A 25,318-nucleotide genomic window follows, 5' to 3' on the forward strand; every position below is an offset into this window, starting at 1 on the left:
GACCTCGACACCCTCGTCCCTCTGGGCCGCCACCGACTTCAGGAGTGCATGCAGCTACTGCTGCCGGTCTCCCATCGTCAGCGCCACCACGCCCCATCGCACCGACCCCCGCTCGCGTCATCGACTGACTTCCTGTGCAGGCTCTCCGAACTGGGTACGGTTGCTTACTGTAACTGTCCGGACACTAGCGGCGGGTGGAGGCCGTGGTCGAGGGCCGGGATAACACGTTCGGTGAGTTCATCGCCAAGCTGCGCGGGCGCAAGGGCTGGTACCAGCGAGACCTGGCGGCCGAGGTCGGCCGGACCGAGGACTGGGTGTCTGGGGTCGAGCGGGATGTCATCCCTGTTCGGAAGGTCGAGATGCTGGCCCTACTGGCCCGGGTTCTCGGTGCGACACTCGAAGACCTGCTGAAGCATCCGCAACCCGCGGCGAGCGTGTCCAGTTCGCCTCGACGCAAGGTCAGCTCCGCTAGGCTGACGGCCAGTCCGGCTGCCGAGGAGGATGACGACGAGGTGCGACGCCGAGAACTTCTGGCTGCAGCTGCTGCCACCGTCTTCGCCCCAGTCGTCCGCGCCCAGCCCGCCGGTGCGAGCCCGGCTCCGCTGGCCCCGCTGGAGGACCTCCTGCTCTACGGCACCGCCAGTATCCCCGGCCAGCGCGAGCCCACAGCCGCGACCGTCCAGACATCGATCATGACGGCTCGCCAGGAATTCCGTGCCGCCCGCTACGACGCTCTCGCCCAGACCCTGCCGGGGTGGATCGTCGCTGCTCAGAGCGTCGGGAGCCCCGACGAGTCGGCCCGGGCCGTGGCCGCGTTGTACAACATCGCTGTTCGGCTGTGCATCAAGATCGGCGACAACGGCCTTGTCGCCATCACCTCCGACCGGGCACTGACCGCAGCCCGAGCGGGCGGCGACGGCCTGATCATCGCCGAGGCCCAGCGCATGGTCTCCAGTGCCTGGCGCCGCCAAGGCCACCTGAGCCGGGCCACCGACATCGCTGTCCGAGCCGCCCACGACCTGCAACGAGACAGCAGCGTCCCGGAGGCGGCCCGCCTGACCGCCCAGGGCGACCTGTTCGCCACCGCTGCCTACACGGCCGCGAAGCTCGGCGACCGCTCCTACGCGCACGCGCTGATCAGGGAGGCCGCCGACAGCGCGCGCGCCGCCGGCCAGGTGGACGGCATCCAGGGTGTCACCCTGCACCACCTGTCGGTGCACTACGAACTCGGCGACGCCGGGCAGGCGATCGAACTGGCCCGCACCATCAACCCGGCCGCGCTGCCCACGGCCGAGCGGCAGGCCCGGTTCTTCACCGACGTGGCCCGCGCGTTCGACCAGTGGGGCAAGCCCGAGCAGGCGTTCCGCGCCCTGCTGGCCGCCGAGCAGGCCGCCCCGCAGGAAGTCCGCCGGGGCTCCGTCCGCGAGGTCGCCACCGACCTGCTCCGCCACGACCGGCGCCTGCCTGGCATCCGCGACTTCGCCACCCGAGCCGGCATTCAACTCGGCTGATCCGTAAGCGGATTACGGGCCCGTAATCCGCTTACGGATCCGATCTCCGCCGGGGCCTTTCACTGGAGACACCTACTCGTGTCCCCCGCAGACGAGGGCCCCGCATGTCGACGACCAACTGCTCCGCCCCCGCCGTCTCCAGCCTGCGCCACCGCACGCCCGACCGCGACCGGATCGTCACCGCCCTGACCGCGTGTTGGCCTGCGCTGCACATTCCGGTGGCCCTGCTGCTCGGCCTGATCGTTCACGAGTCCGAGCTCTCCCAGCACTCGCCGACCACGGCCGCTACCACCCCGGACCTGCCCGTGGTCTGGGCCCGGCGCCTCTTCACTCGCTCGTCCGAGAGGAGAACAGTCATGCACAACATCACCGAAGTCCCCACGATGATTGCCGAGTTGGCGCGCGTCGACTACCGCACCACCCCCGAGTACTACTTCGACACCGAGCACGTCACGGACCCGGTCGTGCTCCACCTGCTCAGCTGCTGCCCGACCGTCTTCGGCCTCAAGAAGGCCGTCACCGACCTGCTCGCCGGGCGACACGACTGCCCCTTGCCCGCCTCGGAGGGCGTCATCGAGCCCGGCGCCACGGTCCGAGGCGAGGTGATCGTGGCGGCCGGTGCCGTCATCGCCGAAGGCGCGTTCGTCACCGGCCCCACCCTGATCTGCCCCGGGACGGTGGTCGAGGCCGGCGCCCGGGTGCGGGACAACACCGTCATCGGCCCCGGTTGCCGGATCGGCTTCGGCGCCGAGATCACCCGCAGCCTCTTGCTGCCCTGCACCGACACCGTGCCCTCCAGACGGTGGCCACCGGTGATCCGGACGGATCGGTCGTCGGTGGCTGGCTGCCCGAATCCGCGGCACCTCCACCATCCTCAACCCCAGCGTGGAGCCGGAAGTCATGGTCACTGCCTCGGTGCTCGCGGCCGGCGGGATCGGAATCAACTGGGAGGGCGCGACCGTCCTCCACGTCACTGGCACCGACCGCATCGCCGGAGGCGCCTTTCGGGTCCCGCCTGACCGCCTGGAGGCCGCCACCCTCGCCCTCGCCGCCGCAATCACCGGCGGCACCGTCCACCTGGACAACTTCCCGACCATCGACTTCCCCACCGGGCTGGTGGCGGTCTTCGCCAACGCCGGGATCGAGCTGACCTCGATGAACGGCGGCACGCTCGCCCGCTGCCCGGCCGGACCCCGAGCCGTGCAGACGGCCACCGGCCCCCACCCCGCCTTCCCGACCGATGTGCAACCCCAGCTGACCGCGTTCCTCACCCAAGCCCCGGGCACCTCCCGGATCGAGGAGCAGATCTACACCGAACGCGGGACCCACGTCGGCCCGCTGCGGGCCTTCGGCGCCGCCGTCAACGCCGACGGCTCCGTCATCACCGTCTGTGGCCCGGCCCCGCTGGTCGCCGCCGACGTGGCCGGCAAGGACATCCGGGCGGTCACCGCGATGCTGATCGCCGCCCTGGCGGCCGAGGGCACCTCTACGATCCAAGGCATGTACCACCTGCGTCGCGGCTATGGCAGCCTGCTGCCCAAACTGGCCGCACTGGGTGCCGAGCTGACGATCAATCAGGAGATGCCGTGACCTCTTCGTGGAATCCCGCCGTGCTCGCCGACCTGCGGGAGTGCCTGGAGCTGATGACCGCCGACGGCACGGTGCCCGGCGGCGTCATCGCCCACGGCCCCCTCGACGGCGAACCCGGCTTCGTGACAGCGGGCGTCGTCGCCACCGAGTGCGGCGACACCCCGCCCGGGCCCGCAACGGTCTACGACGTGGCCTCGCTGACCAAAGTGCTGGCCACCTGGCCGCTGGTCGGCACCACCGGCATCGACCTGGATGCCCCGGTCCAGACCTTCCTTCCCACCGTGCCCGCCGGGGCCCCGGGCGGGAAGGTGACGGTCGGGCAAATCCTGGCCCACACCAGCGGCCTGCGGGCCGACACACGCCTCGACCAGTACCGAGGCCGGACGGAAGGCCTGGCCGAGCTGATCTGCGGCGAAGAGCTGATCGCCCAGCCGGGAGCCGGCCACCGATACATCAACCGCGGCTTCATCCTCGCCGGCCTCCTCCTGGCTCAGGTCGCCGGCCGCCGCCTGGACGACCTGGCCGCCGACCTGTGGATCTCCCTCGGCATGACCAACACCACCTACGGGCCCGTGAGCCGCTCCGCCGAGGTCGCACCGACCGAACAGCGCCTCGCCGGGGCCCCGCGCCTGTGGGGTATCCCGCACGACGACAACGCCGCGCTCCTCGGCGGCGTCGCCGGTCACGCAGGCGTCTTCACCACCGCCGCCGACCTGGCAACCTACGCGAACACCCTCCTGGCCGGGCACCGCGACGGCACCCAGCTCGGCCGCTGGCTGGCCCAGAGCATGACGCCCCAGGCCGCGATCGAACCCGGCCTGGACCGCGGCCTGGCCTGGATCCTCGCCGACGAAGGACGGGTCGCCCACCACCACGGCTTCACCGGCACCAGCCTCTACCTCGCCCCGACAACCGGCCGATACCTGGCGATCTGCACCAACGCGGTCTACCACCGCCAGGACAACCGCGCCCGCCTCGCGCCGCTGCGCGACCTCGCGCTCAAGGCGATCACCACCGAACCCTAGGAAGGAACCAGCCGTGGCCCCCATCTCGCTCGCATCCCTGACCACCCTTCGCCTCGGCGGCCCCGCCGAACGCGTCCTGACCGTCTCCGACCCCGCCGACTGGGCCGAAGCTGCACGATCGGTCGACCAGCGGGAGGGGATGCCCGTGGTGCTGGGCCACGGCAGCAACGTCATCGCCTCCGACGCAGGACACCCCGGCACTGTGGTGGTGATGCGCACCCGCGGCATCACCACCACGCGGGTGGACGAGAACACGGTGGCCGTGACCGCCCAGGCCGGCCACCCACTCACCGACCTCGTCGCCTGGGCCGCCGCCGAACACCTGGCCGGGATCGAATGCCTGGCCGGAATACCCGGCACCGCTGGGGCCGCACCCGTGCAGAACGCCGGAGCCTACGGCCAGCAGATCGCCGACACCCTCGACCACATCACCGCCTGGGACTGGCAGACCAACCGACCGCGCACCCTGCCCGCCCAGGCATGCCGCTTCCACTATCGCCAGAGCCGGTTCAAAGCCGAGCCCGGCCGCTGGACCATCCTCACCGTTACCCTCCACCTCACCCGCTGCGCGCAGGCCGAGCCAGTGACCTACCAGCACCTCGCCGACGAACTCGGCCTCCCGCTCGGCGCCCGCCCACCCGTGCGCGAGGTGACTGCCGCCGTCCTGGCCAACCGACGTAGGCGCGGCCTTCTCCTCGACCCGCTCGGCCCTGATGCCCGCCAGGTCGGATCGGTCTTTCTCAACCCGCCCGTGAGCTCCGCCGACAGCGCCCGTTGGTCGGCCGCTGGATGCCCGGTGCACACCACGAGCGACGGCCAACTTCGCGCCAGCGCCGCCTGGTTCCTCGAACAGGCCGGGTACGGCCCTGCCCAATTCGTGCTTGCAGGTGTGCGCTGCTCAGCCCGCCGGACATTGACGCTCACCGCGGAAGCAGCGTGCACCGCGGCCGGGTTCACAGCCGCGCTCGACCAGATGGCCACACGGGTACTGCTCGGCAGCGGAATCCTGCTGAGCGTCGAGCCGGTACAGATCGACGTCCAGGTACCACCCACGCTCCCCGGCCGTGTCCGGAAGTGTTAGGGCCTGTCTGGAGGTCTGATCTCGTGGCTGGGTTGGGGGGTTCAGGACCAGCCGCGGGAAAAGGGTTGGGCGAGACGACCCCCGGCTGGTAGCGTTCACGCGACCGTGAAGCCGTCATCAGGAGGTGAGACCCGTGAACGCTGTGTCCAATGGGTGCTCCCCCTTTTCCTTCATGGTCGGGCGATTGACGTAGCTGTCGCCGGGAGCGCCTGAACACAAGGCTCTTCTGAAAGGCAGACAGCTATGAATACTGTGCATTTCACTGCGGGCATGGGCGAACACCCGGCCATGGTCACGCGGGTCGCGGAGCAGCAATGGCACGCTCTGGCTGACGACCAGGTGGTCGGCCGCGGCGACGTTCTTTGCAGGCCCGACGGGCGGATCTTCCTGAGCATCGACTCGTGGCACGGCGCGGTCTTCGACCGACTCGCCGATGCGATGCTGGCCGACCTGCCGAGGCCGCTGTACACGGTGGTCGACGAGGCTGACCGCGACTTGACGTCCAGTTGGGAGCGGGTCGGCTTCACGATCCGACGCCGCGAGTGGGAGTACGTCGTGCCCACCGACCCGCGAGTCACGGGGCTCGACGCAGGACAACCGCCGTCGGGCGTGACGATCGTGCCCGCCGGCGAGGCGGAGGAAGGCCCTCTGCGCGCGCTGGACCGCGCCATTCGCGAGGAGGTCGAGGCCACCGTCGGATGGCAGGCGATGCCGGCTGAGGTACTGCCACGCCCGCACGGGACTACCGTGCTGTACCCGTCGAAGTATGCGGTGGCAGCACAGGCCGATCAGTACGTGGGCCTGGTCAGGGTGGCGCCGCTGACCCGACAGCCGCGGATCGGGCTGATCGCAGTCCGGGCCGACCAGCACCGCCGCGGCATCGCCCGGGCGCTGCTGGCCCACGTGCTGGGATCGCTGCACCACTCCGGGACCGAAACGGCATCGGCCGAAGTGAACGAATCCAACGAGGCAGCGACGGCACTGTTCGAGGGCGTCGGCGCCCAGCGCGCGGGCAGCAACCTGGAGTTGGTCTGCCGCTGACGCTCCACCACATCACCGCGCGACCGGACCCAGGCCGGGGTACCGCGATCGCGGTGCGTCAGCGAAATTCGTTTCCCTACCGATCTCACAGTCGCCAACCGGAGGAGTGAGAGAACATGGCCAGAACATCAAAAGGCATCGAAGTCGAGGGCATCGTCGTCGAGTGCCTGCGCAACGCCACCTTCACGGTGGAGCTCCAGAACGGGCACAAGGTGCTCGCGCACATCAGCGGGAAGATACGGAAGAACTACATCAAGATCCTGCCGTATGACCGAGTACTTGTGGAGCTCAGCTCGTACGACCTCACCCGCGGCCGGATCCTCTTCCGATACCGGACGTAGCGGCGGGTGGGACCTGCCGAAATCGGAAAGGCAGTCTCCGATCCGGATCGGAGATGGGCCCGATGCAGAAATCAGGACCAGAGTCGACAACGCGGTCCGATTCTTCGCCCGGCATCTCGGCCGGACTGTGACTGTCATGTCACCGGCCTGACCTGACCGGTATCGGCGCCCGGCTCACAAAGTCGGGCGCCGATACCGCTGCCCCCGGCCCCACTGCCGTCCGCCACTGGTCATCCGGGGGTGTTCGGCCCACCGCTCACACGCGTGGGCCGGCACCTCCGGGAAAACCACGTGCCCCCGCCGCGGCTGCGCGGCACAATCACCACCGATGCCTCATCTCTCCGCCGACCGGCTCCTGGCCGCCGTCGATCCGTTGCCCCTGCCGCTGCGACTGCGCGAGGTGGCCCGCACTGCGGCCGCCCTCGCTGCCACCGGCCACCTCTCCGGCCTCCTCGCGGAACTGGACGGCCGCGGCCCGTACGAGCGCAGGCTCGCCGCCCTGGCCGCTCTCGCCGGGCGCCGGCCCGACCACCTGATCACCCGGCTGACCGACCCCGACCCGGTGGTGCGCCGCTATGCCCGGCGGGCCGTGCGGGAGCTCCCCTTCCCGGACGACGCGATCGAACAGGCGGCCCTCACCGCCCCGACCGCGGTCCGGGACGAGCTGATCCGCACCATCCTGGCGACCGGGCGCACCGCGGTGGCCGAGCGCCTGGTGCCCGCCGTACGGCAGCGCTGGGGCGCCGCCGAGGCGGGCCGGCTGCTCCCGGTCTGCTCGCCGGAGTTCGTCGCCCGCGAACTGCCCGGACTGGCGCACGCCATCACCTTCTCCAGCTCGCTCGGCCGCCGCCACCCGGGTGCCGTCCTGGACGAGGCCGATCGGCAACTCGACGGTCTGCCCTACCAGTTGCGGATCGCATTCTGGCGCAGGCACGCGCTCGGCCTGGCGGCCGCCGCCGCCCGCGAACCCGCCCGGGTGCTGGATCTGCTGGAGCGTCACCCCGCGCGCCAGTATTTCCGCTCGTTCCCCGGGCCTCTGTACGACCGGTTTGCCCACCTCGCCGCGGTCGACCCCGAGCGCACCGCCCGCGTGCTGCTCGCCGTCGACCACTATCGCAAAGACCCGCCTCTGGGCCCCGCCCTCGCCCGCAGGCTGCTGGCGGCGCCGCTGACCGTCCTGGCCGAACTCGCCCACCGAAACCACGCCGACCATCTGGCGTTGCTGCGGCAGCTGCCGCCGGCCCGACGGGCCGCCCTCTACGACGCGGTCGCCGCCATACCCGGCCCGTCCCGGGCGTGGTACTCCGAGCGCGTCCTGGCAGCGCTGCCCGCGTACGAGCGGCAGGCCCGGGCCCGGGCGCGGCTGGCGCAGGACCGTGAGGACCTCGCCCCGCTCACGTTCCTGCCGGTCGCCGAGGCACGGCCGCAGCTGCTGGCGGAGACCAGGACGGCCGACGCCTGGGACCGGGGATACGCCTGGGGGCAGGTGGTTCTCCAGGCCGAGCGCTCCGAAGACCCGGACGTCGTCGGCGAGGTGCTCGTCCTGCTCGAACGACTGCGCAACGAGCAGGACCCGGTCCGCCGCGAGGCACTGGCGTCGGTCGCCACGGTGCCGCCGGCGCTCTTCGGGCCCACCGCCGCCGCGCCGCTGGAACGGCTCACCGACGATGCGCTGACCGCCCGGGACTGCTCCCCGGCCACCCGCTCGGTGCTCTGCCGTCTGGCCTGCGCCGTGCTGGGCGAACACGCCGGCGGCACCGCGCGGGACTTGCTCGACTGGGCCGTACGCGCGGTCGAACGAACGGTCGAGCACACCGGCGCGCCCGTTCTCGGATTCCCCCGGGGCCGGGAGGAAGCGGTCGCGCACGAGCTGCTGCCGGCCCTGGAACGCTCGGCCGGGACGCGCGACGCCACGCTGCTGCTCGCCTTCACCGAGTCCCTCGGCCCCGGCCGCGCACGGATCCCGGTTCTGACCGGGCTGCTCGAACGTGTCCTGCACGAGGGAGGCGACCGCGCCTTCGAGCAAGCCGCCGCCCACCTGCTGAGCGACCCCGCCACCCGCGCGAAACGCGTCGCCCGGCTGCTCACGCTCGAACCGTCCGCCGTCGCCCTCCCGCCCCTGCAGACCGTGCTGACCCGCGTCCGAACCGACCTGCTGGACCCGCTGCTCGCCCCAGAACCGACCGGCACCCCGGACACGACCGGTACCCCGGACCTGACCGGCACCCCCGACCCCGCCGACCCCACGAACGCAACCACCGAGCCCCGCTTCGCCCCCGCGCCGCTCGACCTCTCCCACGCCGACCGCTGGCTGCCCCGCCAGCAGCGCGCCGCCGCCGAGCAGGTGGCGCGGACGGCGGACGACCCCACGCGCAGCCCGGAGGAGCGGGCCGCCGCGCTCCGCTCCGCCGCCCGCATCCCGGGCCACGGCCCCGCCCTGCTGCGCCGCTACGCGGACTCCGCCGACCCGCTCCTCGCCGAGGCCGCGCTCGCCGCCATGCCGTGGACCGAGCACCCCGCCGAGGCGCTGCCCGTCCTGCTCGCCCACGCCGGCGACGACCGGGCCCGGGTCGCCCTGTACGCGGCCGGGCGGGCCGCCCGGTTCGCACCGTCCACCGAGCTCGCCCCGGCCCTCGCCCGGATCGCCGCCGACCCGGCCGCCAAGGTCACCAGTCGCAAGCAGGCCGTCCGACTGGCCGCCGCCCACCTGCCACTCGCCGAGGCGGCCGAGGTCCTGGAGGCCGCCTACCGGACACCCGAGCAACATCACGACGTCCGGGTCACCGCGGTCGAGCAGATCGCCGCCCGCCTCGCCGACCTGCCACTGTGGAACGTGCTCGCCGATGCGGCTGCGGGGTCGCCCGCCCTCAAAAACACGCTGGTCCACCACATCCGCCCGCACGAGCTGCCGGCCGAGCACCGCCCCCGCTTCGCCGAACTGATCGCGCGGCTCGCGACGGACGACGACCTGCTCATCGCCGCCCCCGCGCTGAACCACCTGACCGTGTGGAGCCGCTACGCCCCGCACGCCGTGGCGGCGCTCGCCCGTCGGATCACCGCGCTCGACGAGCAGAAGCAGTGGAAGGAGGCCGCCGGAGCCCTGCGCCGGATCGCGGCATCCGAGGCGCCCCACCCGCTCGGCGGCTGTGCTCCGGGGAGCATCATGGCGGACACCCTGTCCGCCCTGATCGAGGCCGTTCGCGCCGGCGAACCCACCGCCCCGGGACGCGACCACCCCGCCCGCCAGCGGATCGTCACGCTCACCGGCCAGTACTGGGGCGGGGACGCGCCACCGGAGGTCGTCCGGGCAACCGGCCGCGCCATGGCCGCACTGCTGATGACGGAGCCCTCACTGCTGCCCCAGGCCGTGCCCACCGTGGTCGGCACCATCGACCTGGAATCCCCGGCCCTCGGCGACGAACTCGCCGCTCTGGCCGCCGTGCTCGCCGACCGCCCCGTGCTGGCGGCCAACGCCGCCCACACGCTGCGCATGAACGGCGGCCGGGCGACGGCGACGGAACACGCCCTGGCCGCAGCCCGGCGGCTGGCCGCGGACGGCCGGCTCGCCTCCGGCCTGTTCGCCGCCGCCCTGGTCACGTCGTGCGGCCCCGGGCTCGGCTGGCCCACCGACTGGCGCACCGAACTGCACGCCCTGCGCCGCCACCCGCAGCCTGACGTCCGCGACGTCGCTCTCTCCGTGTGGACCGCGCAGGAGTGACGGGAGGATGCAGGCATGCGTGAACCTCCGCCGGGCGGCGCCCGCGCGTGTCACCACGTCACGGGCAGCGTGCGCGGGGCGCGGGTGATCTGGCCGCGTTTCCACTCGGGCGGGCCGGCGGGGTGGAGGGTCGGGAGGTGGTTGACCAGGCCGGTCAGGGCCTCCTGGAGCTGGACCCGGGCGAGTTGGGCGCCGACGCAGAAGTGGGCGCCGTGTCCGAACGCCAGGTGGGCCGGAGCGGCCCGGGTGAGGTCGAGCAGGGCCGGCTCGGCGTAGACGCGCTCGTCGTGGTTGGCCGACGACGTCAGGGCTACGACCGCCTCCCCCTCCTTGACCGTCACCCCGCCCAGCACCACGTCCTCGGTGGCCACCCGAAGGTTGGCGCCCACCACCGCTTGGGCGTACCGCAGCAGTTCCTCGATGGCACCCGGGATCAACGCCGGTTTGTGGCAAAGCAGTTCGTAGCGTTCGGGCTGCTCCAGCAGCAGGTGGACCAGGCCGGCCAGCCGGTCCGCGGTGGTGCCGTAGCCGCCCGCGAGCAGGACGATGCAGAACGAGACGAGTTCGCCCTCGCTCAGCCGGTCGCCTTCGTCGCGCGCCGCGATGAGGACGCTCAGCATGTCGTCGCCGGGGTGGGCGCGTTTGGCGGCGATGAGACCGGTGAGGTAGTCGGTCATCTCGGCCACGGCGGCCATGACTTCGGCATCCGTCATGGCGGTGACGCTGCGCAGCGCGTCGTTCCAGGCGTCCAGCCGGTCGCCGTCGACGCGGGGTGTCCCGAGGAGGTCGCAGATGACGGTCAGTGGCAGCGGCCGGGTGAAGTGCGCGACCAGATCGGCGGGACGCGGTAGCGGTTCCAGTCTCGCCAGCAGGTCGTGCGTCAGGTGCGCGATGTCGCGCCGCATCGCCTCCGCTCGGCGGGCGGACAGGGCGGGCGAGATGAGCCTGCGCAGGCGGGAGTGCTCGGGCGGGTCGGCGGCGAGGATCGAGTCGGGCAGTGTGGTCGTGCGGTTGATCCTGGGCCCTTCTCCCCTGGTCGCCCGGGCGCGGCTGAATCGCGCGTCGGCCAGGATGCGGCGGACGTCGGCGTGCCGGGTCACGAGCCACGCGAGGTCGCCACTGGGGAGCCGGACTTGGAGGACGGGAGCGTCGCGGCGCAGCTCGGCGAGTTCGGGCAGCGGGTCGAGGCCGTCCCGGTGCGGGAACGGGAAGGGGACGGGGGACGGGGACGGCGGGAGGGTCTCCGGCTGGCTCAACTGGTCCTCCATCGGCGGCGGTCAGGGGCGTTCGTAGACGGACACGTGGTAGGCGCTGTCGCGGGTGAAGGGTGCCCCCGCCCAGTCGCCCCAGCGTTCCTTGACCCGCAGCCCGGCCTGCTCCGCCATCAGGTCGAGTTCGCCGTGGCCCGCGTACCGGAACTCGACGTCCAGGTGCCGGGTTCCGCCGTCCTGGTGGATGACGTAGTGCGAGCGATAGCGCTGCGTCGACGGGTCGAGCCTCCGGTGACACAGAACGAGGTGATCGTCGCCCTCCAGAACCACTTCCGGGCCGGTCCCCGCCGCGAGGGCTTCGGGCACGTGGGCGTCGAGGACGAAAACGCCGCCCGGTGCCAGGTGTGCGGCGACGGAGGCGAAGCAACGCGCCTGGCTGCTCTGGTCCGGCAGTTCGAAGAACGTGCCGCCCGCGGCGTAGATCAGCGTGAAGGTCCCCTGGACCGGCACCTCCGCGAAGTCCCCTATGGTGACGGGGATCTGCGCTCCCCCGGGTTTGGCGCGCAGCCGCCGAACCATCGCCTCGGCGGCGTCGACGCCGTGCACGTCGATACCGCGTGCTCGTAGTGGCAGGGCCAATCGGCCGGTCCCGATGCCGAGTTCGAGTACGGGCCCGTCACCGGCGAGGGCGGCAAGAGCCTCGACCGTCGCCGCGGTCGTGCCCGGCTTCGCGAACCAGCGGTCGTAGTCGTCCGCGAAGTCGGTGGTGTAACTGGTCGGGGAGTCCGAGGAGTTGAGGGTCATGGGGCTCCTAACCGAACGGGTGCGGCCGGCCTGGACCGGCGCCGGAGGGCAGGGGAAGGGCTCCGGGGGCGAGTACGCGGACCACCCGGGTCCCCGCCTCGCGGCCGGGTCGCCCGGAGGTCTCGACGACGATCACGTCCCGGCCGGTGTGCTCGGCGAGGATTTGCAGCGGATCGGTGCGCGCGGTGCGGTTCCCCTCGCCTGCCGGACGTGATCGCACTCCCCACAGCCGCAGGCTGTCCTGGCGGTGGTACGTCCAGAGCGCGTGCTGGACGGCGGTGGTGGGCGGGCCGGCGCCGTGCCACTCGTCCCAGGCGCGGTGTGCGACCGGTGTCCGCATGCTCCACCGCACCATGAGCGCCTCGTAAGCCGCCTTCTCGACCAGGGCGTCGATGGTGTCCGCCGGACCGCATCGGGCGCCGAACGCCTGGCCCGTGCCGTCGGTCCGGTGCAGGCACACGACGGCGCAGGCAGCACCGACGGGAGCCGGGACGGCGAACGCGGTGGCCACCAGTCCACTGACTCGGACATGTTCGGCCAGCGGCGCCGGCAGGGCAGCCGGGATCGTCTGCGGCGGCCGGTCGGCGAGGCCGTACCAGCTGCGCCGCACCAGGTCGCGTTCGAGCACCTCCCACGCCGCGTGCCTCGCCGCCGCCATGGCGTCGGGATGCGCGGCGACGCCGGTGGAGCCGGCCGAGGGCACGGCGTCGCACCCGGGCGGCGGGCGGTGGTGGAGGAACGCCTCCCCCGCCGGGACGAACACCTCCGCGCCCTGGAGCGTACGGCCGCGGACCCACAGCTGGCGAAGGTCGGCCGGTACCCGCGACTCGTCGGTCGGCATCTGCGGCTCGTCGGCCGGTACCCGCGCCACAAGGACCGGCAGCCCCTTGCGGCGCAGCTCCCGGCGCGTTCCGACGACCTCGGCCGCGGCCTCCGCCTCCCGCCCCGCCATCACGTTTCCGACGCGCTCCAGGAGTTCCCCGCGCGCTCCGGCGGCGACCTGGTCCCGATCGTGCCCGGCGGCGCTGCCGACGAGGACGGGCGCCCCGCCCGCCGCGCTCGTGCCCGCGAACGCGGCCGACCGGGCGGCGACCCGGGCGATCAGGATGTCCGGCTGCTCCGGGTAGGGCGTGAACACCTGCGGAGTCCAAGCGTTCACGCGGTGCTTCCGACGGCGATGGCGCACTCGGTGAGCACCTGGTGGCCGCGCTCGGTCAGCATGCGGGCGTGGCCGCTCAGGGTGTCCACGGCCTGGTGCGCGGAGTTCACGAGGCTCTCGTACCGGGCGCCGACCGCCGGGGCGCCGACCGCCGAGGTGAGGCCGACGAGCCGCCGGTACAGCAGGACGCTCCGCGCAAGGACCACGGCCTGCTGGAACAGCCCGGTCAGCGGCCGGGGGTCGGCCCGCAACGGGGTGGCGACCAGGACCTCCGCACTTCCGCCCGATACCCCCGAAGCCGCAGGCCGGTCGGCCAGCAGGAACGGTTCCGCCGCGGCGGCCGCGTTGCATCTGGTGTGCGCGCCCTCGTGCACGAGCGCCTCCGCCAGTCGCACGGGGCCGGGAAGTCCTGCGGAACTCGCCGCCAGGCGGCGGCGGTTGATGAGGACGGCGCCGTGGACGGTGAAGTCCGTGAACCCGTCGATCGCGTCGCCCGCCAGCAGCGCGATCTCGACCACCGTCTGCCCGACCTCGGCGGCACTCTCGGGCCAGGCCCGGGTCAGCAGATCCAGCGCCTCCGCCAGCACCTCCCGCTCGGGCTCCCGCCAGGCGGCGACCTCGGCAGTGACCGGCTGCCCGTCCATGCCCTCCTGAGGCGGGATGGACCGCAACGCACGGGCCACACTCCGGAGCAGATGGTCCTGGGGCGCGGCAGGCCCGAAGGCGGGCCGTGGCACCCGGTCGAGCCGGTCCGCCAGCGCCCGCCGCTGGTGCGGTGCCAGTTGACCGGACCGCAGCGCCCGCTGCGCGGCGTGGACGATCTCGACGGCCGCCGGATGGCGCAGCACGTCACGCGAGAACGGCATCAACTCCGCCCGGTCGAGCACTCCGTGCATACGCTCCAGCAGTCGCGTCCGGTCGGCGACGGCTTCCTGGGCATCCGGCTCGACGTGCATGGTCTCCTTCCCCCACTTCTCGGCAGCGATGTGCGGCGGGCCCTGAACGGCCCGCCGCACGGGGCACGGATGTGCGGTCAGTCCCTAGCGGTCAGTCCCTGGTCGCGTGCGCGGTCAGTCCCTAGTCGCGCGAGGGGACGTCGATCATCAGCGCGAGCTCGGGCAGGTCCTCTTCGGCGAGCTGCTCGATTTCCTCGTTCATCGTGGGCTCCTTTCACCTCGCCGGCCCCGCCGCTCTCGGCAGGATCCACCGGTGGCGTCATCGTCACGGAGGCCAGTCGCGCCCGCCAAGAGTGAGCAACCGGACACGGTCCGTACGAGACGGCGTCGCGCCGTCCGGAATCCGCCCCGCCACCCGCGCCGTCGAACTCGGTGGGGCGCGTCGCGCCGGGCGGGCGGCAACAGCACGAAAGGGATCGTGAAATCCCGGCATTCTGCAAGGTCCGACAAATCCCGTTCCACACCCGCAGGCCAAGGAATATCACCGGCGTGAATATGCCCCGCACCAGTGACAAACAGCGGAGGACGGCCTCTCCCCGACATGTTCCGGCCACGTCAACGCACACTCGGCAGGGCCGAAGACGGCCGGATAACACGGCCTTCCGCTCGACCGAAAGGGCGGGTAATTTGAGGACGGCAACCTCCCCTTCCACCACAGCACCATGCGCCAGCCGGCCATCGTCGATGGCCAGTTGATCCGCATTCAGCCGCTTGGGAACGTTGGGCCCGGAGGAATTGAATATGCCTGTTGAGGCGGACGCATGACCGGCGAATGGCAGATCGATGTCGACCACCGTCGGTGCATCGGTTCAGGGGTGTGCGCGAGCGTCGCACCCGGGCACTTCACGCTCGACGACAACCAGCGGTCGCAACCGATCGCCGCCGCGGCCACGCCGGACGAGCGAATCCTGGACGCGGCCGCCACCTGCCCGATGGAGGCCATCTCGATCACCGAGCCGAGCACCGAGCGATCGCGTCCGACCCCCATCCGATCACTCGCGGCCCACCACGAGGAGACGCCGATGGACCACCCGGACACCACCCCAAGTCGGCAGCCCACCACCGACGTTGAGCGGTCGCCTGCGCCCGCTCCGAGCCGCGAGTAGGCCGGCATGCGCATCGCGTACCTCCACGGCGGCAGCATCCCCTCCTTCTTCGCCAACGGCGTCCACGTCATGCGCATGTGCGACGCGTTCAGCGCCGCCGGGCACGACGTCACCCTCTACTCGATGCCCGGGTCCTGCTCGGCCGCCGATCCGTACGCCTACTACGGCGTCCGCCATCGCTTCCCGATCCGCCTCGTCCCCAGCCCGGACGACACCCCGGCCGGCTACTGGAAACGCGCCGCCCACGTCCGCGAGCTGCTGATCCGCGACACCGTCCCCGACCTCGTCTACGGACGCGACCCCTACGGCCTCAGCGCCGCCGCGGACCTCGCCCCCTTCGTGTACGAGGTCCACCAGCTCCGCAAGGACCTGTCGCCGCCGCAGACCGAGCGCGAACTCCTCGGCCGGCCCCGGCTCGCGCGCGTCGTCACGATCACCCACGCACTCGCCGGCGACCTCCAGCAAGCCCACGCCGCCCTGGGCCCGCTCCCGATCCTCGTCGCACCCGACTGCGCCGACCCGGTCGACCCCGCCACCACCAGCACCGCACCGACGCTCCCGGGCCGCCCGGACGTCCCGCGGATCGGCTACGTCGGACACCTCTACGCCGGTCGCGGCATCGACCTCATCCTCGACCTCGGCGGCCGGCTCCCCGGCCTCGACTTCCACCTGGTCGGCGGCACCGCCGAGGACCGGGCCCACTGGGAAGGCCGCTGCTCGCTGCCCAACGTGTTCTTCCACGGGCACCAGCCGCCGGCCTCGCTCCCCGCCTACTACCCGCTGCTCGACGTCGTCCTCGCCCCGTACCAGCGAAAGGTGTACACGTGGGCCAAGCTCGACGAGACCGGGCGCTGGGCCTCCCCGATGAAGCTGTTCGAGTACATGGCGCACGGCCGGCCGATCATCTCCTCCGACCTTCCCGTCCTGCGCGAAGTCCTCCAGGACCGCGTCAACTGCCTGCTGTGCCCGCCCGACGACCCCCAGGCCTGGGCCGACGCCCTCACCGAGCTGGTCACCGACGAGCCGCTGCGCCGGGCGCTCGGCGCCGAGGCCGAGCGGCAGCTCCTCGACCGGTACACCTGGCGGCGCCGGGCCGATGTGGTCCTCGCGGGCCTCGGCCTGCCGGGCGCGACCGGCTCGTCCTGACCGCTTGCTGCCCTTGCCGCCCTTGCTGCCCTTGCTGCCCTTGCTGCCCTTGCTGCCTGCCCATCCTCCGGGGGAGAAGCCCATGCCCGACGCGCAGCACGATCCCGCGCTCGTCGCGCCACCCGACCGACCGGCCGTCGACGGATACCCGGCCCGGCCGAGCGTGCGAGCGGGCGACACCCTGCGGCTGCACGTATCGACCCGCGCCGCCCGGTTCCGGGCCGACTTCTACCGCTGCGGCGCCCGGATCCGCCACATGGGAGGCACGCGGGGGCCGGGCCGGTACGCGCCGCCCGGCCGGCACGACCAGGACTGGCAGTGGCCCGGCCACGACTTCACCGTCCCGGCCGACTGGCCCTCGGGCGTGTACATCGCCGTCCTGAGCCCCGACGCAACCGCTGCAACCGCTGCAACCGCTGCAACGGCGCCGAAGGCCGCTCCGCCGGACCCGCCGCCGACCTGCGCCGAAGCCCTGGACGCCCGCCACTCCCGCCTGCTGTTCGTGGTGACGCCCGGCCCATCCGAGCGGACGGCACGCATCCTCTACAAGGTGCCGGTCTTCACCTACCACGCGTACAACCAGAGCGGCGGCGGAAGCCTGTACGGAACCCTCCGCCCGCCCGAGACCGAACTCCGCACCGCTGCCAGGACCGTCACCCTGCGACGCCCGGGCGGTGGAATCGGCGGCCCGGTGAAGGGCTACCCCGATGCCCACGATCCGCGTACCCCGCGCCAGACCTTCGCGCACTGGGACGCGCCGTTCATCGCCTGGCTGGAGGCTGCCGGCTTCAGCGCCGACTACTGCACCGACCTCGACCTGCACGAATCCCCCCAACTCACCGACGGCTATCGACTGTTGATCTCCGCCGGCCACGACGAGTACTGGAGCGAGCCCGTCCGCCGCCATGTCACCGCCTTCCGCGACCGGGGCGGCAACTTCGCCCTGTTCGGGGGGAACACCTGTTGGTGGCGGGTCACGGTAACCGACGACGGCAGCGCCCTCCGCTGTACCAAACACCCGCCCGGCGTGCCCCCCGACGCCCACGTCGACATCGACCGGTTGCGCGGTTCCCCCGACCACTGGTGGGAGTCGGACCCCGAGAACTCGCTGACCGGCGTCAGCTACCGCAACGCCGGCGGTCATTGGCAAGGCCGCCGACCGCCGCTCGGCTTCACCGTCCAGCACACCGACCACGCGGTCTTCGCGGGCACCGGGCTGCGGGACGGCGACCTCCTCGGCGCCGAACACGCCCTCGTGGGCTACGAATGCGACGGGGCCGCCCACCGGCGCGACGCCTCCGGCCGGGCGGTCGCGACGGGCGCGGACGGCACGCCCGCCGACTTCACCATCCTGGGCGTGGCCGATCTGCCCGTGGACCCGGCCGTCGGCTGGCAGTTCGCCGCCCGCGAGGATCCGGATCCGGCCAGGGCCGCGACCTTCGGCCTGTACACCAGGGGCGGCACGGTGTTCACCGGCGCCACCACCGACTGGGCCCGGCTCCTGGCGGTGGACCCGCAGGTACGGGCCATCACGCGGAACGTCATCGCCCTGCTGTCCTGAAGTCCTGACCGCCGCAAGAGAGTTCGGAACCGGACCCGCCTTGGCGGATCTCGTTCGCATCACCCAGCATGTGACCTGTACATGCCCATGAGAGCGGGGCGGTTTCGCCCGGAAGGGAATGTGTATGCCCGCACGGCATGACACCGGCGGCTTCGCGGCACGGCGCCCCCGCGCCTCCGCACCGCCCGTCCCGTCGGCCCCGTCGGCAGCGTCGGTCCCGCCGGTCCCGTCGGCAGCGCGCAGCCGCGTGATCGTCGCCGGCCAGGGCTACGTGGGACTGTCCCTGGCGGCCCGGGCTGCGGAAGCCGGCCACCGGGTCGTCGGCTTCGACGTCGACGAACGGCGGGTCGAGCAACTCATCGCCGGGGAGTCGTACGTCGTGGACATCCCGTCCGCTCGCCTGCGCCCCCTGCTCGCCTCCGGGGCGTACAGCGTCAGCACCGATCCGGCGGACTGCGCCGGCTTCGACATCGCGGTGATCACCGTCCCCACGCCGCTGCGCGAGGGGCTGCCCGACCTGTCGCACATCGCCGGGTCGGCCCGGATGCTGGGCGGCTTCCTCCGGCCCGGGGCCCTGGTCGTCCTGGAGTCGACCACCTACCCGGGCACGACCGACGAACTGGTCGCGCCGATCCTGGCGGAAACGTCCGGACTCACGGCCGGCCGGGACTTCCACCTGGGCTACAGCCCCGAGCGCATCGACCCTGGGAACACCCGGTGGAGCCTGGAGAACACACCCAAGGTGGTCTCCGGGGTGAACCGGACGTCCCTGGAGCACGTGCAGGCCTTCTACCGCTCGATCGTGCGGACGGTCGTCCCGGTCAGCGGCTGCCGGACCGCCGAGCTGACCAAACTGCTGGAGAACACATTCCGCCACGTCAACATCGGCCTGGTCAACGAACTCGCCATGTTCGCCCACGAGTTGGACGTCGACGTGTGGGAGGCGATCGACGCCGCGACCACCAAGCCGTACGGCTACCTGCGGTTCGTCCCCGGCCCGGGGGTGGGCGGTCACTGCCTGCCGATCGATCCGTCCTACCTGTCCTGGTGGGCCGAGCGCACGGCCGGCCGCACGTTCCGGTTCGTCGAACTCGCCAACGACGTCAACAGCCACATGCCGGACTACGTCGTCCAGCGGCTCGTCAAGGCCCTGGACCGGCGCGAGAAGGACGTCAAGGGCTCCCGCGTACTGCTGCTGGGGATCTCCTACAAGGCCAACACCAGCGACACCCGCGAAACCCCGTCCGCCCGGGTGGCGGAGCTGCTCCTCGGAATGGGAGCGGACGTGTACGCCGCGGACCCGCACGTCGTCCGCGAGGTGCCCATCGAGGAATCAACGGAGCTACCGGCGGAAGTACCGGACGGCGTCCGGCTGGTGACCCCCAGCCCTGAGGAACTGGCCGCCGCCGACGCCGTGGTGCTGCTCACGGACCACGACGCGTTCGACTACGACACCGTCACCGCCTGCTCCACCTACGTCCTGGACTGCCGCCGACGGCTCAGCGGCGACAACATCGAAATCCTCTGACGGGGGCCCGACGTGAAGATCGCGATCACCGGCGGCGCCGGCTTCATCGGCAGCAACCTCGCCCACACCCTGGCCGGCCTGACGGAGGTGTCCGAGATCCGAGTCGTGGACGACCTCTCCACCGGCTCCAAGGACAATCTCGACCCTCTCGCGGTGCACTTCCTCGAAGGCACCGTCCTGGACCCCGCCCTCCTGGACCGCGCGTTCCGCGACGTCGACACGATCGTGCACCTGGCGGCGCTCCCCTCCGTACCCCGGTCGGTGAACGACCCCCTCGCCAGCCACCACGCGAACGCCACCGGCACCCTGTCCGTTCTCGAAGCCGCCCGACGCGCCGGCGGCGTGCACGTCATCGCGGCCTCCTCGTCCTCCGTCTACGGCGCGAACCCGCACCTCCCGAAACACGAGGACCTGCGCCCGGCCCCCAAGAGCCCCTACGCCGCGAGCAAACTCGCGGCCGAGTCGTACCTGCGCGCCTACAGCCACTGCTACGGCCTGCCGGTCCTCCCGTTCCGGTTCTTCAACGTGTACGGCCCCCGCCAGCCGGCCGGGCACGCCTACGCCGCCGTGGTCCCGGCCTGGGTCAACGCGGCGACCACCGGCAGGCCCCTCGTGGTGCACGGCGACGGCGCCCAGACCCGCGACTTCACCTACGTCGGCACTGTCTGCCAGGTCCTCGCCCAGGCGGCACTGCGGAGAGTCGCCGACCCCGAACCGGTGAACCTCGCCTACGGCACCCGCACATCGCTCCTCGGCCTGATCGCGGAGCTGGAGCTGGCAACCGGGACGAGACTGCACCCCCAGCACACGGCCCCCCGCCCCGGAGACGTCCAGCACTCCCAGGCGGACAACACCCGCCTGCGCTCCCTGTTCCCCGAGGGCCGGCCCACACCCCTGCGCGAGGGCCTGGAACAGACCGTCAAGTGGTTCCTCACAAATCGGCGACAACCGGCGCCCTCAGGCAACGGCGCACCCGTCCCGCTGGACTGACTTGACCTCAAGTGAACTTCAGGTAGCAGCCTGAAGGGCATGAACAACGACACCACCGCTCTCCTGAACCCCTCCCCTTCAACCATCGGATCGTCCGATCCACAACAGGCCGGCCTCGGCCCGCTGTCCGACGCCGCGCTCGACGAACTTGCCGAGAAGCTCGCCGCGTCGACGACAATCGTCGGCCTCGGGGAGTCCACTCGGTTCTCCCGGGAGACCTTCCGCGTACGGGACCAACTCTTCCGCCGGCTCGTCGAACGCCACGGCTTCCGGGCGCTGGCCGTGCAGGACAGTGCCGGCGTCGCCGCCGGGCTCGACAAGTACGTGCGCGGCGGCGGGAGTTCGGCCGAGTCCGCGCTCGCCGGCGCCTGGCGCCCGTGGCGCACCGCCGAGATGGTCGCGGCGCTGGAGTGGATCCGGACGTTCAACCGGAACCACCCGACCGACCCCGTACGGGTCTTCGGCGTCAAGCCCGCACAGGCTCGGCAAGATAGACCTGCCCGCCCACTGGCTGGACCCGCGCCACGACGCCGAACGCCGCCGGTGGGACGGCCCGGCGAAGGCCCGCGTGATCAGCGGCATCTACGACCCGTCCCGCGACGCCGCCGAGCACATGGCCGTCGCCTCCCTCGCCGACGCATCCGACGTCCTGATCCACATTCGCCGCGTAACTCCCGTGCGCTGGTTGTCGTGAGCGGCGCCCCCGCCGGCGCGATCTGAACGCGTCAGGCCGTTCGGCGTCCCAGCCGCCGTCTCGGGGCCTGAACCGGCAGCCGCAGGAGGTCGTGCAGGGCGACACCGTGCTCGGCCCACCGGCGGAGCCGGTCCCGGTCGACCCAGTGCACCTGATGCCGGTCACCCCACTCCCTCGCGTCGCGGGTGAAGGAACCGTTGGTGACCACGACCGCGACGTCGGCTCCGTGCACGGGACCGGCGGTGCCCTTGACCTGGTACATCACCTGGGATCCGACCTTCCCGCCGACCCTGGTGTGCTTGGCCTGGAGCACGATCCTGCCCAGCAGCGGGTGCTGACCGATCACGTCGGCGGCCTGGTCCCCCTGCCGTCCGACCTGTCGGGCCGTCCAGCCGTCGCGGACCAACAGGTCACGCAGCGCGAACTCGAACGCCTGGTCCCCCAGGGCGTCGATGCCGGCCAGGCCGAGCCGCAAGCTCGCCAGCCGATCCGTACACGCCCGGACCGCCGCCCGGCGCCGCGCCCACCACGCCGCCGCGCCGATGGCCGCCACGAGTGCGAGGGCCGCGAGGACGGGCCAGTGCTGTACGACCGCCCGGGCGGCGGCCATGGCCGCCTGCACCAGCAAGACCGCCACCGCGAGGGCGACGACACCGGCCGCGAGGAGCTCGGTGGTACCGCGCGGCCGGCGGAGTCGGCGCCGGCTCCGTCGCCGGGCCATCAGCGCACCGCGGGGGCCGAGGCCGTCGGCGCGGGCGTGTTCGACGTCGCTGTGCCGGTGTCGCCGAAGCCGATGAAGTGCGCCCACAGCCACACCAGCGCGCAGACGCCGGCGATCGTCCAGACGCTCATCTTCTTTGCGCTCGACGGCCGCGGATTGCGGCGGATGTGCCTGCGGACGACGTGATAACCCTCGGGTACCGGCATAGGACTCGTTCCCCTCCCGTCGGCGGGCCGCACCGCGCGGACCGTCCGGTCATTGATGTACCAGCGACCCACGACAGGAATTGACGGATCATCAAGAAGTGATCACCGGCCAGAACGCGATCCGGACGATTCGGCCCGCGCGGGAAGTCCACCGCTGCCGGTCCCGCAGACCAGCCCTGACCTTGCGTGATCGAACGAATCCGAAGTGCGAGGCGCACGCGGGTGGTTGATGCCGGGATTCGCCGCCCCGAACTCTGGAACGGCGTCCCAGCTGCAAGGACGCCCCGCAGTAACCACGCGGGCACCCCGGTCGCGGATATGACGAAAAGTGGCGGCGCACTCCGGCGGTGCGCGAGCAGGGGCGCCCGCGCCGGATCCGCCCGGTGACGGAGTTCTGGAGTTGTGGCGGGCCTTCGACGATCCGGGCAGCCTGCGCATCCTGCAGACGTTTTACGCCTGGGTCCGGTCGGTCGTCGAGCAGAACCCGCACGGCAGCCCCGGCCTGTTCGGCCCACCGGGCCCGTGCCGAACGACGCGCCGCTGCTCGACTGGCTCCTCGGCCTGACTGGCCGTCAGCCCTCCTGGCGCCCGGACGACGCCTCGCGCCCATAGGTGAACCTTGGTCAGGTTGGATGCTCCGAGAATCTTCTCCCGTTCAGCTGTCACATCCTCGCGTCGGGATCCGTCGGTTCAGTGACGGACGCCAACCGATCACGAGGAGCCGCAGAACAATGAACGCCCGCATGAAGAACCCCGCCATGGTCCTGCCCGACGCCATGAAGGGCATCCAGAACATCTACAAGGCCATGTACCAGGGCGGCGTCTCCCCGCAGATCCTGGAGCTCGTCCACCTGCGGGCCAGCCAGATCAACGGCTGCAGCGCCTGCGTCTTCGCCGGCGTCGAGGGCGCGAAGAAGCACGGCGAGACCGACCAGCGCCTGCACGCCGTCGCCGCCTGGCGCGAGGCCCCGTTCTTCACCGACGAGGAGCGCGCCGCCCTCGCGCTCACCGAGGCCGCCACCCGCATCGCCGACCGCTCCGGCAAGGCCGTCCCGGACGCGATCTGGGACGAGGCCGCCGACCACTTCAACGAGGAGCAGCTCTCGGCGATCATCCTGATGATCGGACTGACCAACTTCTTCAACCGCATCAACGCCACCATCGAGGAGCCCGCCGGCACCAGCTGGAACTGACGTGGCCAGACCTCGCTCGGCTTCCGGCCGGACGAGAAGCTGGGCGATCACGGCCCCATGCTCGGCTGCCCGAAGGAAGCGGCCGAGCATGGGAGGACTGCCGGGCCACCACGTGACCCCGCGGAAATCACCGCTCGGACGCGCGTGCCGCGGTCACCGCTGTCCCGGGCCACCCGCGCGGCCACCTGGAGCAGGCCCGCCGTCCCGTGACAGAGCGTGCTGCCGTCCAGGCCCCGCTGCGGTCGACGCTGCCCGGCAGCGCCGCCTCCGCGAGCAGTTCTGCTGAGGCGTCAGCGATCCAGGGCACGGGCGATGGGCAGGGTGTCGGAGGTCTGCCGCAGCTGGGTGATCTTGCCGTCCCGCAGCGTGAAGAAGTGGGCGAACCGTGAAGTCACCGCCCTGCCACCGGTGGTGACGCCGGCGTAGCGGCCGAGGACGATGACGTGGTCGCCGTCCTCGAAGTACGCGTCGCCGATGCACTGGAAGTCCCGGAAGTCCGCGAGGAAAGGGAAGAAGTCGCCGACGATGCGGTCCAGGCCGTCGTAGACGCCCCCGTTGGGGAAGCCCTCGGCCACGTCCCAGCGGGCGTCCTCGGCCACCACGGACCGGATGACGTCCAGGTCGCCCCTGGCGTCGTAGAAGCGGCGGACGGTGGCGATCTGCGGGGAGTCGGACACGGTGTTCCCTCTCTGCGAGTGAGGCGGGGCATGTCGGGCACGTGCGCCAGTAAGGAGCAGTCCGCCCGAAGCAGGATAGAGCTTGAAGGTCGTGATCGGCTGTGCGTGACTGGGAAGAGCAACAGCGGCCCGACCGACATCGAGGTGCTCCGGATGGGATTCATCGGCACGGTGGGGCTGGTGCTCCACCCCGAACGCACCAGCGCGCCCACCGTCGACGCCGTGGTCAGCTGGAGCCGGGCCCGGGACGCGAAGGTGCTGGGGCTGGCGCCGGAGGTGGCACGGATCGGCTGCGAGGCCATCCCGGTCGAGGCCGACGAGATGGCCGCGAGCGCCGATCTGCTGATCAGCCTGGGCGGGGACGGCACCATGCTGCGCGCGATGCGGCTCGCGGCCGGCGGCCACGCGCCCGTCCTGGGCGTCAACGTCGGACGCCTCGGATTCCTCGCCGACGTCGACATCCCCGAGCTCCCCGCCGCACTCGACGCCATCGACGGCCGCCGCTTCACCGTGGAGCCCCGCTCCGGCGTCCGGGCCCGGTTCGGGGCGGCCCGGGAGCTGGCGCTCAACGACATCGTCCTCCTGCGCAGCCCCGGGCACAGGTCCGCGGCCGTCGCCGTACGGGTCCAGGAGCAGCCCTTCGTGGCGTACACCGCCGACGCGGTCGTGGTCGCCACGCCGACCGGTTCCACCGCCTACAGCTTCTCCGCCGGCGGCCCGATCGTCTCCCCCAACGCCGAAGGGCTGCTGATCACGCCCGTGGCGCCGCACGCCACGTTCAACCGCTCGGTCTTCCTCTCCAGCGGGGAACGGCTCACGCTGGAAGTCCTGCCGCACAGCGGTGACCTCGCCGTCGAGGCCGACGGCATCCTCGTCGGCCACGTCTCTCCGGGCGACGTCGTCGACGTGACGATGCTGCCGGCCGCCTCGCGCGTCGTACGGCTCGGCCACACCACCTTCTACCAGCGGGCCCAGCGCAAACTCCGCCTCACCGGCTCGGCGGAACACGACTGACCAGGGCCTCGTGCGGCGGGGTCGGACGGCCCGGGTGGCCGCACC

At 72.0% G+C, this 25,318-nt stretch carries 23 protein-coding genes; 16 read left to right on the top strand and 7 right to left on the bottom strand.

Annotated features, from left to right (window positions below):
* Window positions 1-194: 194 nt before the first annotated feature.
* From KV557_RS23085 to KV557_RS23120, 8 genes are all read left to right on the top strand, one after another.
* Window positions 195-1,511 (top strand): helix-turn-helix domain-containing protein, encoded by a 1,317-nt coding sequence (locus KV557_RS23085; protein ID WP_218203239.1) that lies wholly within the window; start codon window positions 195-197, stop codon window positions 1,509-1,511.
* 104 nt (window positions 1,512-1,615) lie between these two features.
* Window positions 1,616-2,530: a hypothetical protein gene (locus KV557_RS23090; protein WP_218203242.1), complete on the top strand. Its 915-nt coding sequence runs from the start codon at window positions 1,616-1,618 to the stop codon at window positions 2,528-2,530.
* On the top strand, window positions 2,412-3,101 hold the full coding sequence (locus KV557_RS23095; RefSeq protein WP_218203340.1) for a hypothetical protein: 690 nt from the start codon (window positions 2,412-2,414) through the stop codon (window positions 3,099-3,101). Before KV557_RS23090 ends, KV557_RS23095 begins: the two co-directional genes overlap by 119 nt.
* Window positions 3,098-4,126 (top strand): serine hydrolase domain-containing protein, encoded by a 1,029-nt coding sequence (locus KV557_RS23100; protein ID WP_308130026.1) that lies wholly within the window; start codon window positions 3,098-3,100, stop codon window positions 4,124-4,126. The genes KV557_RS23095 and KV557_RS23100 overlap by 4 nt, the downstream gene beginning before the upstream one ends.
* Window positions 4,127-4,139: 13 nt before the next feature.
* Window positions 4,140-5,207 carry a UDP-N-acetylmuramate dehydrogenase gene (locus KV557_RS23105; RefSeq protein WP_218203243.1) on the top strand — a complete coding sequence of 356 codons (1,068 nt, stop codon included), beginning with the start codon at window positions 4,140-4,142 and terminating at the stop codon, window positions 5,205-5,207.
* A gap of 243 nt (window positions 5,208-5,450) precedes the next feature.
* Window positions 5,451-6,248 carry a GNAT family N-acetyltransferase gene (locus KV557_RS23110; protein ID WP_218203245.1) on the top strand — a complete coding sequence of 266 codons (798 nt, stop codon included), beginning with the start codon at window positions 5,451-5,453 and terminating at the stop codon, window positions 6,246-6,248.
* A gap of 116 nt (window positions 6,249-6,364) precedes the next feature.
* Window positions 6,365-6,589 carry a translation initiation factor IF-1 gene (gene infA, locus KV557_RS23115; protein ID WP_218203247.1) on the top strand — a complete coding sequence of 75 codons (225 nt, stop codon included), beginning with the start codon at window positions 6,365-6,367 and terminating at the stop codon, window positions 6,587-6,589.
* Between the two features lie 328 nt (window positions 6,590-6,917).
* Window positions 6,918-10,307 carry a hypothetical protein gene (locus KV557_RS23120; RefSeq protein WP_218203250.1) on the top strand — a complete coding sequence of 1,130 codons (3,390 nt, stop codon included), beginning with the start codon at window positions 6,918-6,920 and terminating at the stop codon, window positions 10,305-10,307.
* Between the two features lie 50 nt (window positions 10,308-10,357).
* Here KV557_RS23120 and KV557_RS23125 read toward each other — a convergent pair whose 3' ends face one another.
* The 4 genes from KV557_RS23125 to KV557_RS23140 are packed head-to-tail and all read right to left on the bottom strand — an operon-like array spanning window position 10,358 to window position 14,437.
* Complete coding sequence (locus KV557_RS23125; protein ID WP_218203251.1) at window positions 10,358-11,563, bottom strand: cytochrome P450; 1,206 nt, start codon at window positions 11,561-11,563, stop codon at window positions 10,358-10,360.
* A gap of 21 nt (window positions 11,564-11,584) precedes the next feature.
* Window positions 11,585-12,322, bottom strand: a complete 738-nt coding sequence (locus KV557_RS23130) for a class I SAM-dependent DNA methyltransferase (protein WP_218203253.1) — start codon at window positions 12,320-12,322, stop codon at window positions 11,585-11,587.
* 7 nt (window positions 12,323-12,329) lie between these two features.
* Entirely contained in the window at window positions 12,330-13,481 is a 1,152-nt protein-coding gene (locus KV557_RS23135; RefSeq protein WP_218203255.1) for a YcaO-like family protein, read from the bottom strand.
* The gene (locus KV557_RS23140) at window positions 13,478-14,437 is read right to left on the bottom strand and encodes an aKG-HExxH-type peptide beta-hydroxylase (RefSeq protein ID WP_218203258.1); all 960 of its coding nucleotides are present in this window, start codon (window positions 14,435-14,437) and stop codon (window positions 13,478-13,480) included. The genes KV557_RS23135 and KV557_RS23140 overlap by 4 nt, the downstream gene beginning before the upstream one ends.
* A gap of 761 nt (window positions 14,438-15,198) precedes the next feature.
* Here KV557_RS23140 and KV557_RS23145 point away from each other — a divergent pair.
* From KV557_RS23145 to KV557_RS23170, 6 genes are all read left to right on the top strand, one after another.
* Window positions 15,199-15,543 (top strand): ferredoxin, encoded by a 345-nt coding sequence (locus KV557_RS23145; RefSeq protein WP_218203260.1) that lies wholly within the window; start codon window positions 15,199-15,201, stop codon window positions 15,541-15,543.
* Window positions 15,544-15,549: 6 nt separating this feature from the next.
* Window positions 15,550-16,689 (top strand): glycosyltransferase family 4 protein, encoded by a 1,140-nt coding sequence (locus KV557_RS23150; protein ID WP_218203262.1) that lies wholly within the window; start codon window positions 15,550-15,552, stop codon window positions 16,687-16,689.
* 82 nt (window positions 16,690-16,771) lie between these two features.
* Window positions 16,772-18,250 (top strand): N,N-dimethylformamidase beta subunit family domain-containing protein, encoded by a 1,479-nt coding sequence (locus KV557_RS23155; RefSeq protein ID WP_218203264.1) that lies wholly within the window; start codon window positions 16,772-16,774, stop codon window positions 18,248-18,250.
* Between the two features lie 124 nt (window positions 18,251-18,374).
* The gene (locus KV557_RS23160) at window positions 18,375-19,778 is read left to right on the top strand and encodes a nucleotide sugar dehydrogenase (protein WP_218203266.1); all 1,404 of its coding nucleotides are present in this window, start codon (window positions 18,375-18,377) and stop codon (window positions 19,776-19,778) included.
* A gap of 12 nt (window positions 19,779-19,790) precedes the next feature.
* A complete protein-coding gene (locus KV557_RS23165) occupies window positions 19,791-20,768 on the top strand; it encodes an NAD-dependent epimerase/dehydratase family protein (RefSeq protein ID WP_218203268.1) in 978 nt (325 codons plus the stop codon).
* A gap of 39 nt (window positions 20,769-20,807) precedes the next feature.
* A complete protein-coding gene (locus KV557_RS23170) occupies window positions 20,808-21,488 on the top strand; it encodes an erythromycin esterase family protein (RefSeq protein ID WP_218203270.1) in 681 nt (226 codons plus the stop codon).
* Window positions 21,489-21,493: 5 nt separating this feature from the next.
* Here KV557_RS23170 and KV557_RS23175 read toward each other — a convergent pair whose 3' ends face one another.
* Entirely contained in the window at window positions 21,494-22,183 is a 690-nt protein-coding gene (locus tag KV557_RS23175) for a restriction endonuclease (protein WP_218203272.1), read from the bottom strand.
* Window positions 22,183-22,389, bottom strand: a complete 207-nt coding sequence (locus KV557_RS23180) for a hypothetical protein (protein WP_218203274.1) — start codon at window positions 22,387-22,389, stop codon at window positions 22,183-22,185. Before KV557_RS23180 ends, KV557_RS23175 begins: the two co-directional genes overlap by 1 nt.
* A gap of 731 nt (window positions 22,390-23,120) precedes the next feature.
* Here KV557_RS23180 and KV557_RS23185 point away from each other — a divergent pair.
* Window positions 23,121-23,582: a carboxymuconolactone decarboxylase family protein gene (locus tag KV557_RS23185; protein WP_218203275.1), complete on the top strand. Its 462-nt coding sequence runs from the start codon at window positions 23,121-23,123 to the stop codon at window positions 23,580-23,582.
* Between the two features lie 290 nt (window positions 23,583-23,872).
* Here KV557_RS23185 and KV557_RS23190 read toward each other — a convergent pair whose 3' ends face one another.
* On the bottom strand, window positions 23,873-24,259 hold the full coding sequence (locus KV557_RS23190) for a nuclear transport factor 2 family protein (RefSeq protein WP_218203276.1): 387 nt from the start codon (window positions 24,257-24,259) through the stop codon (window positions 23,873-23,875).
* 105 nt (window positions 24,260-24,364) lie between these two features.
* On the opposite strand from KV557_RS23190, the gene KV557_RS23195 reads away from it, so the two are divergent.
* Complete coding sequence (locus KV557_RS23195) at window positions 24,365-25,273, top strand: NAD(+)/NADH kinase (protein WP_218203278.1); 909 nt, start codon at window positions 24,365-24,367, stop codon at window positions 25,271-25,273.
* Window positions 25,274-25,318 lie beyond the last annotated feature (45 nt).

The organism is Kitasatospora aureofaciens, from assembly GCF_019192735.1.
GTDB lineage: Bacteria > Actinomycetota > Actinomycetes > Streptomycetales > Streptomycetaceae > Kitasatospora > Kitasatospora aureofaciens_A.

Coding starts and splice junctions, on each gene's coding strand:
- KV557_RS23090 (WP_218203242.1), top strand. CDS start 1,616: ATGTCGACGACCAACTGCTCCGCCCCCGCCGTCTCCAGCCTGCGCCAC.
- KV557_RS23095 (WP_218203340.1), top strand. CDS start 2,412: ATGGTCACTGCCTCGGTGCTCGCGGCCGGCGGGATCGGAATCAACTGG.
- KV557_RS23110 (WP_218203245.1), top strand. CDS start 5,451: ATGAATACTGTGCATTTCACTGCGGGCATGGGCGAACACCCGGCCATG.
- infA (WP_218203247.1), top strand. CDS start 6,365: ATGGCCAGAACATCAAAAGGCATCGAAGTCGAGGGCATCGTCGTCGAG.
- KV557_RS23120 (WP_218203250.1), top strand. CDS start 6,918: ATGCCTCATCTCTCCGCCGACCGGCTCCTGGCCGCCGTCGATCCGTTG.
- KV557_RS23130 (WP_218203253.1), bottom strand. CDS start 12,322: ATGACCCTCAACTCCTCGGACTCCCCGACCAGTTACACCACCGACTTC.
- KV557_RS23140 (WP_218203258.1), bottom strand. CDS start 14,437: ATGCACGTCGAGCCGGATGCCCAGGAAGCCGTCGCCGACCGGACGCGA.
- KV557_RS23145 (WP_218203260.1), top strand. CDS start 15,199: ATGACCGGCGAATGGCAGATCGATGTCGACCACCGTCGGTGCATCGGT.
- KV557_RS23150 (WP_218203262.1), top strand. CDS start 15,550: ATGCGCATCGCGTACCTCCACGGCGGCAGCATCCCCTCCTTCTTCGCC.
- KV557_RS23155 (WP_218203264.1), top strand. CDS start 16,772: ATGCCCGACGCGCAGCACGATCCCGCGCTCGTCGCGCCACCCGACCGA.
- KV557_RS23160 (WP_218203266.1), top strand. CDS start 18,375: ATGCCCGCACGGCATGACACCGGCGGCTTCGCGGCACGGCGCCCCCGC.
- KV557_RS23170 (WP_218203270.1), top strand. CDS start 20,808: ATGAACAACGACACCACCGCTCTCCTGAACCCCTCCCCTTCAACCATC.
- KV557_RS23175 (WP_218203272.1), bottom strand. CDS start 22,183: ATGGCCCGGCGACGGAGCCGGCGCCGACTCCGCCGGCCGCGCGGTACC.
- KV557_RS23180 (WP_218203274.1), bottom strand. CDS start 22,389: ATGCCGGTACCCGAGGGTTATCACGTCGTCCGCAGGCACATCCGCCGC.
- KV557_RS23185 (WP_218203275.1), top strand. CDS start 23,121: ATGAACGCCCGCATGAAGAACCCCGCCATGGTCCTGCCCGACGCCATG.